The sequence below is a fragment of the Mucilaginibacter sp. RCC_168 genome, from assembly GCF_041355315.1.
In the GTDB taxonomy this organism is placed as follows: Bacteria; Bacteroidota; Bacteroidia; order Sphingobacteriales; family Sphingobacteriaceae; genus Mucilaginibacter.
Genome location: NZ_JBFUPN010000010.1, coordinates 58006 through 69831, shown reverse-complemented (window position 1 = coordinate 69831; position 11826 = coordinate 58006). Strand labels below are relative to the sequence as shown.

The following is an 11826-nucleotide window of genomic DNA, read 5'->3' as shown; positions in this document are numbered from 1 at the left end:
GAACGAAGGATCTTCTTCAATACGCCTATCGCATAACAGATGCTTCACTCGGTTCAGTATAACAAATTTATTTATCACCTACGCCACCGTATCCGGATGCAGGATCCTGCCGGGGAACTCATCAAGGTTTTTATAGTATATCCTGGGATCGGTGCCGCTCTGTTCTATAGCCCATACCGCCATGCTATATAAAATAGGCTTTAAGCGCGATCCCGCAACAGTAAGACTGTAAGTTACATAGGGCGGCACTACGAGTTTCGCCTCTCTCGATATCAGGCCATCGGCTTCCAGTTGTTTCAGATGTTGGATCAATACCTTTTCGGTAATGGCCGGGACCGCTTTTTTGAGCTCACTGTACCGCTTACTGCCCGATAACAGGTGGAACAAAATGATCGGTTTCCAGTATCCGCCAATCTTTTCCATTACATAAGTTACCGGACATTCCTTAAATGCCGTCTGTTTATTTTCCTGTATAGTTGAACTTTCTTTGATGGCTGTCATAGATACATACTTTAGGGTAAGTACTTGTATAAAAGTAAGTACTAAGATAGCTTTGCTGGTAGTAAAAACAAAATATAAAATTTATGAAAATCACCATCACAGGCTCATTAGGCAATATCAGCAAACCCTTGGCAAAACAGTTAATAAAAGCAGGCCATTAATTAACCATCATCAGCAGTAATGCCGAAAAAATATCAGCGATTGAAGCTTTAGGAGCAACAGCAGCTATCGGTCTGATTGCTGATGTCGACTTTTTAACCAAAACTTTTACAGGCGCCGACGCGGTTTATACCATGGTTCCACCCAACTTTGGGGCAAGTAATTATAGGGAATATGTACGAGGTATCGGTAAAAATTACGCGGAAGCGATTGCAAAAGCAGGCGTACTCCGCGTGGTGAATTTAAGCAGTATCGGCGCGCATCTTAACGCGGGCACCGGGCCTATTGCAGGAAATCGCGATGTTGAATTAGAGCTCAATAAACTCAGCAACGTGGCCGTGAAACACCTTCGCGCACCATTTTTCTATGTAAACTTTTTAGAGAATATAGAGATGATCAAACAAGCAGGTATACTGGGCGCTAATTACCCGGCAACGGCCCGGTTGGTTATGGCCCATCCGGAGGATATAGCCGCCGCTGTCGCCGAAGAAATACAGCAGGAATTTACCGGAAAAAGCGTACGTTACCTGGCAAGCGACGATCGTACCATGGGTCCGATAGCTACTGTTTTGGGTACCGCCATCGGCAAACCTGAATTACCCTGGGTTGAATTTACCGATGAACAAGCTTTGAACGGCATGCTGCAAAACGGCTTGCCACCAGAAATTGCCCGCAACTTTGTGGAAATGGGAACCGCCATACGCTCTGGCATATTATGGGGCGATTATGATCAGAGCCAACCTAAGATACAGGGTGGCATTAAACTGGAAGCTTTTGCAGAGGAATTTGCGGATAGGTATAAGCAATAGGGCCTCACCCAGTCTCACCCCCTCTAAATCTCCCCCAAAGGGGGAGACTTAGAAAAGACTATTTATTAAAGCCCTCTCCTTTGGAGAGGGTTGGGTGAGGTCTAAATAATCGTCTTCACCCCCGGTATCTTCACTAACAAACTACCCAAAGCAAACGACCCAATAACGGCCAACGGCGCTACAAAAAGCAGTTTGATGGCAGGATCGGCATTCAAGGGCCTAAACAGCATGGATAGGGATATCAGCACCAGCGGATGAAAAATATATACCGCAAATGCAGCTCTCGACATATTTTTCATGAACGCCGATTGCCCGTTCCATTTTTGCCGGGCAATGCCTAATAAAGCCACGATAATAAAGATCCCGGTAAACTGCTCCCAGCAGGCATACATTAATGATTGCCAGTGCCCATTGCCATTAAAGGTTTCTATAGGGCTGTTGGTTACTATTTTTACGTAGTAAATTATCGGGAACACTACCACGATCATAACGCCAACCATCCAGGCAAAGCCCTTGCCCATTTTATAACTGACTATATTAAGCCACTGCCCGCGCGAGGCTACTATACCTAAAGCAAACAAGGCTATATATTGTACAAAGTGCCCCAACTGAAAACCTACCGGTTTGAGTACCCAACCAACCGGAAATACCGACCTGACCAGGTAACTGCCCAAAGCCAGCGTAAGCGCGAATAAAACCACAGTGATTGCGGAAGGCATTTTCCCCGATGATGAGGGCCTGCTTTTAAACAGCAGCATGATGCCCACATACAATAAACTGAACAGCAGCAGGGCAGCCACAAACCATAATACGCCAAAATCTATCCAGGGATGAAAACCACCCAGGAATTGGATAAAGGTGATATCATGACCCAGCGCAAAACGATAAACCAGGTAGCTTAATACCGGCGAGAGGATAAAAGAATAAAATATAAGGGGGATACCCAATCGCTTTAACCTGTCGACGGTAAAGCGTACCGCGCCTTTTTTATGGTAGGACGATTCGGTGAAATAGGCTGAGATAAAAAAGAAAAAGCCCATAAAAAACGATTGATTAATAGCCACAAACAAGGTCATGGGTATCAACGCGCCGGCATTCGTGGTTTTTTCGGCATAGTACCAGCCTCCGGGTGCGCCATAGGTAATAAAAGTATGGTGCAACACCACCAAAACGGTGAGCAGTACTTTTAGGTTATCGATATAAACAATTTTTCCAGTTTGTGTATTACTGCCAGCGGTAACGGGTGATACAGCGGTTTGATCTTGCATTGGTATAGGTTAAGGGATGTTTTATAATTTGGTACATCTAAAGGATGCTTTTTTTTCAAATTAGTTACACCGCTTTGCAATTATTTGATCAATTGCCCTGCATTGCGTTTATCCGGGGGAAGGGCGAGATAGCTTTTATAGCTGGCGCTCAAATAATTAGTAAGGTTAAACTCCGGCGCCGTATAAACCTTAACCGATGGGATGTAGAGCAAGATAAAATTGTCTAATTCGGGGCCTTTGAGGGGTACATATTTAGCTATATTAACTGCTGTAAATACTTTGGCTATTTCATCACGGGTTTGTTCGTTCTCTAAAAATTCGGCCTGTTTCTTTTTATCCTTTTCGTCTTTATTCCAGTAATGCAAGCGGAGTATTACGCCACCTTTAGGATCGCCTTTGGGATTACCAGGGCTGGGTGCATTACGCTGATAGATCATAGTTTGCCCATGAAACTCCGGGTCTACATAACCGCTTGCTGGTTTTTTGATCTCCACATTGGTTACCTTAACTTCTTTCAGCTCGTTTTGTTTAGCCGTCACAAATACTTGTCTTTCACGCAAATCGGTTACTAAAACACTATCGGTAAGATAAAAAGCACTTTTAAACAAAAGCAAATCGCCGGGTTTCGCCGGGATGCTGAATTTACCGGTTTTATCGGTTGCAGTAACTTTACCATTGGTTGAATTTTCAACCCGCAGACCAGAGACTATGGTATGCGACTTCAGTTCATAAACAGTACCCTTCTGCACACCCTGCCCATAGGCCAGTGCCGAAACCAAACAAGCGATCAATATAAGCAGGAGCTGACGAGGCATGGAATAAAAATAAGCCAAAAAATCAAAATGCAAATTTACAGATAAACTTTTTAACTTAATTTAACATATTGAGAATGGTTAAAAAAGTGAGTGGTGAATAGCGAGTGGTGAATTTTAACTAATTTAATAGCCCATTTTTCAAACCACTCACCACTCACCACTCACCACTCACCACTCACCACTCACCACTCACCACTCACCACTCACCACTCACCACTCAACACTCAACACTCAACACTCAACACTCAACACTCAACACTCAACACTCAACACTCAACACTCACCTCTCACCTCTCACCTCTCACTACTCACTACTTTTTCCTCCTTCATTCTCTTTCTGCAATTTTTTAAGCATCTCGGTGCCTATGAGGGCATCTATTATGCCGTTACCACCGTTCTCTTTACCATTAACCAATATTTCAGGTACCAGTTTAATACCGGCGGCGGCAAGAGCTTCGGCTACACGTACAATAGCATATTGTTCGGTACCCATGGCATCGGTTTTTTGTTTGGTTACCTCGGCTTCGGCCAAACCAATGGCTTTGATCTTGGTACTTTCGGCAATACCATTCACTTCTGTAGCATTAGCATCGGCTTTGGCATTCACTGTTTTGGCTTCGGCATCAGCTTTAGCTATGGTGATCCTTACTTCGGCATCGGCTTTAGCGTTAATGGTTTTGGCTTCGGCTTCACCATGTGACGCGGCAACTTTTGAAGCGGCCATCTGGGTGTTGATCTCTACCTGGCGGGTTGATTTTACCACCTCTGGCTGCATATCGGCACCGGCACGGGCGCTTTCAAACTCCTTACGTTCAATTTGCGCGTGGCGTTGTATCTCATAAGTCACCTTTTCCTCTTCGGCCAGTTTACGGTCGGTGAGGGTTTTCATCAGGGCGGCTGGCGGCACAATGTCACCTATCAGTGTATCCACACCAATAACGTTATAGGTGGTTAATACAGCGCCGATATGGTCGCGGGCATCGCTTTGCCTTTGAATACGGTTAGCTAAAAAGCCGATCACATCACTCTTTTGTGCGGAGTTACGGAAATAATTGGCGATGGTAGGCTCCAATACCTGCGATACCAGGTTTTTCATCTTACCAAAACGGGCTATTACTTTTGGCGCTTCATTACGTGGCACGTGGATGATCTGTGACACATCCAGATTGAATGTAAAACCATCGGATGACCGTACAGTTATAGTACACAGGTTTTTATCCAGTTCATGCGCCTCGGTACGGCTATCGGCCCAGTTCAATACAATGTTGGTTGTAGGCACAATTTCCACCGCGTGGGTATAGATATTGATAGGGTGTTTACCCGGGTCAAGCGGATCTTCCCAAACACCTTTTTGCCCTACGTGAACAATGTTACCGTGTTTAAAGGCATCGCCACTGGTATCTTTACCTTCGGGGCCCACAAAGGAGTTCACCACACCTACATAACCAATAGGTATATAGGTCATATCCACCTGTTCCACAATTACAAACCAGGGGTTCAGGTAATAAGTACCGGCCAGTATCACGTCCTCCTGCAGACCCTTACGACCACCGGCATTGATGAACGCGATAGGGTCCTGGTAGTTTTTATGACCAGATACCGATTCACCGGCAATTTCGCCTTTGTCCAGCGGCTCACCGTCCAATGTGGTTACAATGCCCACCTTGTTTTCATGGATCTGAGTAATAGGCACCATCTCAATTTCAAACAAAAATGTATTGATACGGTAACTACCTGGCGTAAGGAAAGCAGCCTGCGGACCTTTCTGACCGTTATTGTCCAGGAAGGCAATTGCATCCTGAAACTTGTCGCAGTCAACCGGTTTGCCCAGCACACGACCGGTATCCAGCGATGCACCGTCTTTTGCCTTTACCAGTCCCAGCTTGTTTTGCTCAATAACGGTAAAAGCCTCCATGGTAATACCATATTGCCATGGCCACAAACCCCAGTACAAACCCGGCGCAAGCGCTTTGGCCTGCATACCGGCTTCGCCGTGAATAGCAATGATACGCCCATCGGGCAAACGCGATTTACCAGACAGGGTGAATTTTTTGACGACCAGGCCAATACGGTTATCCGGCACGATCACCATACCGAAAAACACGCGCAAAACAAATTTGTACATCACCAAAATCAGGATGACAGGCACAGCCCACCAAAGCATAACAATTAGATTGTTGTTCATTTTTTTTAAGATTAATTTTTTGATTTTTTAACGGAACCCTTAAGGTGCGGGCCCTCACAAATACTTATAGCTTAAACTGGATTGGAGTACCTTGGCTATATAGTGTCATTAAGACAGTTGCAATTACAGGATGTTACAACTTTTTTAATAAATATTTTTGACCGTTGATTTTTTTGATGATTACGTTGAATTGTTTACCCTTTCATCAGACTCACCCGGTCCACGCTTCGCTGGACTACCCTCTCTTCGGCTTTGCCGGAAAGAGGGCTTTTTTATTTATACACCCCCTCTTGCGCAGCAGAGAGGGGTGCCGCGCGTAGCGCCGGCGGGGTGAGTCGACTGTAAGCAATTCCAGACTGCAAACAATTCAACTTCCCGGGAGTTTAAATAATAGTATCTCATTTAATCTCTACGATCATGAATACTTCAGCATCAAAAAAAACCGGCAAAAAACCTACGGCGACCAAACCAACGAAGGAATTACAAACTGATCCACCACTCAGCGAAAAGGATGAAGTAAAAAAAGCCGAGGAACGGACAAAAAAGCACCTGAAAGGTAAAAGCTGATTTTATACTTTAATGGTAATTGTATAGCTTAGATAAAACTTAATGCTATCATGAAATTTTACGGCTTTATATTATTTGCATTGACGCTATGTGTTATGGCATCATGCAAACCCGCGGTTACTACACAAGCGCTTACAGGCAAATGGAAATATGTGAAGATAGAGCATCCCAATGCCAGCCCGCCGGATACGATGAAAAAGGCCGAGCTGGATGAAGTTGTGCCTTACATACAGTTTACCCCCGAGATGAAATATGTTATTGTATGGGGCGGTAAATTCCTGTCGCACGGTACTTTCACGCTCAACGGCAGTAATATGAATGTAAAAGAAGTACTACCCGATGGCAAAACCCGCGATTTTGTTTTTTACGTATCGGAATTAACGGATGATAAAATCGTTTTTGAAAGCACCGGGCCGGAGGGTTCAAAGGTTACGGCTTTGCGGGCGAGTAAGTTTTAATCCCGCTTTGTCATGCTGAACGCAGTGAAGCATCTATTATACAACATACCCAGTGAAGAGGATCCTTCGCTATGCTACCCATGACGTGTTTAGTAAATTGGGTAAAGACTTACGAAGTTTTTGGAACTTCGTAAATCTGGCATCAGCGCCGGATCCGTCATTTCACCTTCAGAATCCAGCGGATTTTATAACTCAGGATGACAAAGTAAGTGAGTCCAAAAATCCTTACTCCAAAAATCTTTCATCCAAAAGGTGATATATCTGTTATAATTTACACATTGTAATAAACAGTTAACAATGGATGCAGTTAATTTAGAAGAGCAGGTTGCAGAGCGGCAGCAGCTTTTCATCACGTTATATCAAAAAGTTTTCCCGGCGGTGGCCCGGTATGTGAGCAAATGCGGCGGATCATTTGACGAAGCCAAGGATGTTTTCCAAGATGCCCTGCTGAGCTATTACGAAAAAAGCAGATCGGCCGATGCCGATATCAAAAGCAGCGAAGGAGCTTACATTTATGGTACCGCCCGTTACCTGTGGATCAAACGGTATAAGGAAGGTCAGCAAACTACACAACTGGATGACAGCGTCGCAGCAGATATGGCTATGGAAACTACCCTACCTCTTGCTGATGATAAATTATTAAACTTTTTAGAAACCGCGGGCAAACGTTGTATGGAGCTGCTCCGCTCCTTTTATTACGATCAGTTACCGATGACCAAAGTGGCCCAATTGTTTGGCTTTTCGGGGGTGCGCTCGGCAACCGTGCAAAAATACAAGTGCATTGAAAAAGTAAGGGAATCTGTTAAACAAAAAGCATTGACCTATGAGGACTTCCTTGAATAACATAGCCCAAACCGAAGCTTACCTGCTAAAAAGAGCAAACTCAGCTAACGCGCTGTTGTTCGAGGCCAAAACCTTGCTTGATCAAGATCTGCAGATCCATGTTTCGCAACAACAACAGGTTTATAGCCTGGTACGGCAATATGGACGCAAACAGGTAAAAGCCGAGATAGAAGCCGTTTATCAGCAATTATTTAACCAGCCCGAACATCTGAGTTTCAAGCAAAAAATAGCACGCCTATTTAAATAGAGTCAAGAATCAGGAGTCAAGAATCAAGACAGTAAAACAATTTCTGGCTCTCGGTTCTCGCTCCCTCATTTCACTAAAAACCAAATTTTATGAATATCGATAAACAGGAATTCCGCAAATATGCGGTCATGCACCATGCTATTGCCGGTACCCGGGTAGATAGTTTTATTTCGGCGGTCGAAAAAGCTGCCCTTCCCACAGCCATGACGCCCTACATCACCGAAGAACGCGAAATGCGCGTAGCCCAGATGGACGTATTTTCGCGCCTGATGATGGACAGGATCATTTTCCTGGGCGAAGCCGTTGACGATCATGTTGCCAACATCATCCAGGCACAGCTGCTCTTTCTGCAGTCGACCGATGCCAAAAAAGATATACAGATGTATATCAACTCGCCTGGTGGTTCGGTTTACGCCGGTCTGGGTATTTATGACACCATGCATTTTATAGGACCCGATGTGGCCACCATTTGTACCGGCATGGCCTTGTCCATGGGTTCGGTACTGCTGTGCGCAGGCGCTGCCGGCAAGCGTGCCGCGCTCAAGCATTCCCGCATCATGCTGCACCAGCCATCGGGCGGGGCGCAGGGAATGGCATCAGATATTGAGATAGCCTCCGTCCAGATCAAAAAAATGAAACAGGAATTGTATGAGATCATCGCCCAGCACAGCGGACAGCCTTACCAAAAAGTTTACGATGTATCTGACCGTGATTACTGGATGATAGCCAGTGAAGCCAAAGAGTTCGGCATTATTGACGAGGTGTTGGTGTAGGAATTTTGGGACTATTGGACTTGGGGACAAAGGACTTTCTTCCTTGCACTCGTTTACAAACGGGCGCAAATGGGTCCAATAGTCCCTAAGTCTTTTATCTTTTGTCCTTTTTTTAGCGCAAGTCTTGTGCGGCTGTTGGTGGGTTGATGACTTGTGCTTGTTCGTCGGGTTTTGAAGTCACAAGTCAGCCTTTCCCCGCAATTCCACTGCACAAGACTTGCGCCAGAAAAGGTCCTAAAATCCTTTATCTTTTGTCCTAAAGTCCAATAATCCTTTGTCCCCAAGTCCAATAGTCCAAAAATCAATGCGCTATCACTCCCGCATCCGCTGATGCCTCCACCTTATGTTTAATAAACCGCTTGCCTATCAATAAGGTCAACAAGGCAACAACGCCTGCTGCTGCCATAACCCCGGCCATGGGTAATGCGCTATGACTTGTAATGAGGGTAATACCAACCGATGCCAATGAGCCGATAGCCATTTGAAATGCTCCCATTAATGCCGATGCTGCACCCGCGTTTTTGGTAAATGGAGCCAGTGATAAGGCAGCTGTATTAGGATAACTTATGCCTACACCGCACAATACACCAAATATCATGGCGATGGTGCCGCCAATGCCAAACCAGTTATTGAACGCCCCTATTAAAAATATAGCCGAGATAAATACCAACCAAATTAATGAGGCATTTACTAATTGCTCGCTTTTATATTTTTTCATAAGGATACTGTTTACCTGACTCGAGCCAATAAAGCCAACCGAGAGCCCTGCAAATATCCACCCGAAGCCTTTCTGGCTTACTTTAAATACCTCAATAAAAACAATCGACGATGAGGACACATAAGCAAACAGCCCCGCAAACGCGAAAGCCCCGCAAAGTGAATAAGTTAAAAACTGTGGATTTTTTAATACATGTAAAAAGTTACGGAGAATGGGCAGTGGCTTTAAGGAATATGATGGATCGGGCTGGTAGCTTTCGGGCAGTAAAAATACAACCGCCAGCAATATCAGCACGGCAATAATAGTTAATATTAAAAATATCACCTGCCACTCAAAGGCCGCGGTAATATAACTGCCAATGGTTGGCGCCAGCATGGGTGAAGCACCCAGCACCAGTATCAGCAACGAAAATACTTTAGCGTTCTCTTCCACCGGGAAAAGGTCGCGCACCATGGCCATAGCCGCAACAGTGGCCGCGCAACTGCCGATCGCCTGAAAAAATCGCATCGCGATCAGCATTTCCAGCGAATTAGAAAAGAAACAGCCGATAGAGGCTATAATATAAAGGCCCAATCCAAAATATAAGGGCCGTTTACGGCCATACCTGTCCAGCAAGGGGCCATACAACAATTGCCCGGCCGATATACCTATAAAATAGCTCGACAAGGACAGCGCCACCTTATCGGTGCTGGTATGCAAATATTTCGCTATGGCCGTAAAGCCAGGCAGGTACATATCTATGGAGAAAGGGCCCAATGCGGTTAATGAACCCAAAATGAGTATCAATGTTACGTAACGTTTTCTTGTCATGTGATTTTTGGCAAATGGTTGGTTGCGACCGAGGTAAACAGGATAAATTACAGGATGTTACCGGCTAAGTACCAAGGATTTTTTACTACGAATGGCCGGATAAAAACATATAGCGAAAGTAAAATTTAAATTCCAAAACGCCTATCCTTATTTTGTCATTTATTCATTTTAGCTTATAGATCATAGTTCATGGATCATGGTAATTCATGGTTTTTAGTGGATACCCGATAGTGTATGGGTTACCAACTGTCAGCTATGATCCATGAACTATGAACTAATCACCCTAAAAAGTTTCTCCCAGGTTAAGGTTTATAGATGAGAAGTTTTTACTCACACCATAATCTATAGCAATGTTGGTTCCTGATTTTTTATTGAATTTAATACGCAGGCCTGTACCACCTGCGGGATGCCAGTAAACAAAATCGTGGGTATTGGGCTCGGTAACCGAATTTACGTTGGCAAACAGAACAAAGCCCAGCAATCCGTTGCGGGTAATATCGCGCCTGTATTCGGTTTCAAAATAGGCCAGCCTGTCGCCGCGGTACCTGTTTTGCACAAATCCCCTGCCCGATCGCTGGTAAGGTTCCCAACCCAGGCTGGGCAGGTTCAGATACGGGGTACCCGGTGTAAGTGATGTCCAGAAATAAGACCAAAATGCCAGCACGTTTTTTGGGCCGGAATTGGTTAAGGAGATATATTTACGCAGATCAATATACAAAGAGCTCCAGTTGGTATTACTCCCCAGCATTTTTGAATTTACACGGTAAATTATATTAGCATAGGCACCAGGCAAAGGATTAATAGAGTTTTTGCGGGTATCATATAGTAAATTAAAAGTTACTCCTGACGAAAAAACATTCTGATCTGCGGCGGTGCCGTATTTATAGCCGGTAAAACTATGCAGGGTAACATCTCCGTCACTATCAATATCCTGATAATAATCCAAATCATAACCTATGCCCGCATAAAAGTATGGCTTTATTCTTTTAAGAACCGTTTGATAAAAACGCCCGTAATTATAATTCACCAAAAATCGCTGCCCTTCTGGTTGTTTACCACCCAGCCCCCAGGTATACTGCGGATATACCAGTACACGGGTATCGCCAACTATATTCCATTGGTTGTTGTTGAGCCAGATATTTGACCGGATAGGCAGGCCATACCTCCCTTTAAAGTTGAAATAAGGGGTAAATATAAAGCTGGACAAATTGGTGGTTGCAGGTTCCCCGAGGTATATTGCTAATGAAGTTGAGGTAAAAAGTGCCCGGCCACCACTTCGGCCATCCGACGAAGAAATGGGTAAAATGGAAAAATAGACTTTCTTTTTTTCGGTCGCCGATATCTTTCGCGGTTTTATTTTAAACAGGGATCTGGCAATATCAATAAGATCTTTTTGTGCGATGGTATCGGCATCAAGCTTTGTGGTATCGGCAACAGTAACCGTATTTTGGGCCATTACTACAAGAGGAAACAAACAAAAAAGCAATGCCGAAAGTGTTTTAACCATTATATATTAAACCAAATACTGAATATTACTGTTTGTAAAATGCCTGTTATATTAACGTTCAAAACGGGATATAAATTTTCATTTAGGCTATATATCTCCAATTATTTGCACTACAGCCACCATTTTATAATACGGAATTAATATGTCCGAAATAACAATTGCCATT

Annotated in this window: 12 protein-coding genes; 6 read left to right on the top strand and 6 right to left on the bottom strand. The window is 44.3% G+C overall.

Annotation, left to right across the window (positions count from 1 at the left end; translation table 11 throughout):
* Positions 1–78 precede the first annotated feature (78 nt).
* Positions 79–501: a winged helix-turn-helix transcriptional regulator gene (locus tag AB6735_RS11210; protein ID WP_370996014.1), complete on the bottom strand. Its 423-nt coding sequence runs from the start codon at positions 499–501 to the stop codon at positions 79–81.
* Positions 502–668: 167 nt separating this feature from the next.
* Between AB6735_RS11210 and AB6735_RS11205 the strand changes: the two genes are divergently transcribed.
* Positions 669–1469, top strand: coding sequence for an NAD(P)H-binding protein (locus AB6735_RS11205; RefSeq protein ID WP_370996118.1), 801 nt, complete (start codon positions 669–671; stop codon positions 1467–1469).
* A 101-nt stretch (positions 1470–1570) separates the two neighbouring features.
* Here AB6735_RS11205 and AB6735_RS11200 read toward each other — a convergent pair whose 3' ends face one another.
* From AB6735_RS11200 to AB6735_RS11190, 3 genes are all read right to left on the bottom strand, one after another.
* Positions 1571–2737 (bottom strand): acyltransferase family protein, encoded by a 1167-nt coding sequence (locus AB6735_RS11200; protein WP_370996013.1) that lies wholly within the window; start codon positions 2735–2737, stop codon positions 1571–1573.
* Positions 2738–2817: 80 nt separating this feature from the next.
* On the bottom strand, positions 2818–3552 hold the full coding sequence (locus AB6735_RS11195) for a hypothetical protein (protein ID WP_370996012.1): 735 nt from the start codon (positions 3550–3552) through the stop codon (positions 2818–2820).
* A 304-nt stretch (positions 3553–3856) separates the two neighbouring features.
* A complete protein-coding gene (locus AB6735_RS11190; RefSeq protein ID WP_370996011.1) occupies positions 3857–5737 on the bottom strand; it encodes an SPFH domain-containing protein in 1881 nt (626 codons plus the stop codon).
* A gap of 417 nt (positions 5738–6154) precedes the next feature.
* Between AB6735_RS11190 and AB6735_RS11185 the strand changes: the two genes are divergently transcribed.
* The 5 genes from AB6735_RS11185 (at position 6155) to AB6735_RS11165 (ending at position 8625) form a co-directional block, all read left to right on the top strand.
* Entirely contained in the window at positions 6155–6304 is a 150-nt protein-coding gene (locus AB6735_RS11185) for a hypothetical protein (protein ID WP_370996010.1), read from the top strand.
* A 50-nt stretch (positions 6305–6354) separates the two neighbouring features.
* Positions 6355–6762: a hypothetical protein gene (locus tag AB6735_RS11180; RefSeq protein ID WP_370996009.1), complete on the top strand. Its 408-nt coding sequence runs from the start codon at positions 6355–6357 to the stop codon at positions 6760–6762.
* A 297-nt stretch (positions 6763–7059) separates the two neighbouring features.
* Positions 7060–7605, top strand: a complete 546-nt coding sequence (locus tag AB6735_RS11175) for an RNA polymerase sigma factor (protein WP_370996008.1) — start codon at positions 7060–7062, stop codon at positions 7603–7605.
* Positions 7586–7852, top strand: a complete 267-nt coding sequence (locus AB6735_RS11170) for a hypothetical protein (RefSeq protein WP_370996007.1) — start codon at positions 7586–7588, stop codon at positions 7850–7852. The genes AB6735_RS11175 and AB6735_RS11170 overlap by 20 nt, the downstream gene beginning before the upstream one ends.
* Positions 7853–7941: 89 nt before the next feature.
* On the top strand, positions 7942–8625 hold the full coding sequence (locus tag AB6735_RS11165) for an ATP-dependent Clp protease proteolytic subunit (RefSeq protein WP_370996006.1): 684 nt from the start codon (positions 7942–7944) through the stop codon (positions 8623–8625).
* A gap of 301 nt (positions 8626–8926) precedes the next feature.
* Here the strand turns inward: AB6735_RS11165 and AB6735_RS11160 are convergent, their stop codons facing one another.
* Together AB6735_RS11160 and AB6735_RS11155 are read right to left on the bottom strand one after the other, a co-directional pair.
* Complete coding sequence (locus AB6735_RS11160) at positions 8927–10153, bottom strand: multidrug effflux MFS transporter (RefSeq protein ID WP_370996005.1); 1227 nt, start codon at positions 10151–10153, stop codon at positions 8927–8929.
* Between the two features lie 283 nt (positions 10154–10436).
* A complete protein-coding gene (locus tag AB6735_RS11155) occupies positions 10437–11660 on the bottom strand; it encodes a hypothetical protein (RefSeq protein WP_370996004.1) in 1224 nt (407 codons plus the stop codon).
* Between the last annotated feature and the right edge of the window lie 166 nt (positions 11661–11826).

Excerpts from the sequence above, each read along its gene's own strand:
- AB6735_RS11155 (WP_370996004.1), bottom strand. The coding sequence starts at position 11,660 with ATGGTTAAAACACTTTCGGCATTGCTTTTTTGTTTGTTTCCTCTTGTA.
- AB6735_RS11195 (WP_370996012.1), bottom strand. The coding sequence starts at position 3,552 with ATGCCTCGTCAGCTCCTGCTTATATTGATCGCTTGTTTGGTTTCGGCA.
- AB6735_RS11170 (WP_370996007.1), top strand. The coding sequence starts at position 7,586 with ATGAGGACTTCCTTGAATAACATAGCCCAAACCGAAGCTTACCTGCTA.
- AB6735_RS11175 (WP_370996008.1), top strand. The coding sequence starts at position 7,060 with ATGGATGCAGTTAATTTAGAAGAGCAGGTTGCAGAGCGGCAGCAGCTT.
- AB6735_RS11210 (WP_370996014.1), bottom strand. The coding sequence starts at position 501 with ATGACAGCCATCAAAGAAAGTTCAACTATACAGGAAAATAAACAGACG.
- AB6735_RS11200 (WP_370996013.1), bottom strand. The coding sequence starts at position 2,737 with ATGCAAGATCAAACCGCTGTATCACCCGTTACCGCTGGCAGTAATACA.
- AB6735_RS11180 (WP_370996009.1), top strand. The coding sequence starts at position 6,355 with ATGAAATTTTACGGCTTTATATTATTTGCATTGACGCTATGTGTTATG.
- AB6735_RS11160 (WP_370996005.1), bottom strand. The coding sequence starts at position 10,153 with ATGACAAGAAAACGTTACGTAACATTGATACTCATTTTGGGTTCATTA.
- AB6735_RS11190 (WP_370996011.1), bottom strand. The coding sequence starts at position 5,737 with ATGAACAACAATCTAATTGTTATGCTTTGGTGGGCTGTGCCTGTCATC.
- AB6735_RS11165 (WP_370996006.1), top strand. The coding sequence starts at position 7,942 with ATGAATATCGATAAACAGGAATTCCGCAAATATGCGGTCATGCACCAT.
- AB6735_RS11185 (WP_370996010.1), top strand. The coding sequence starts at position 6,155 with ATGAATACTTCAGCATCAAAAAAAACCGGCAAAAAACCTACGGCGACC.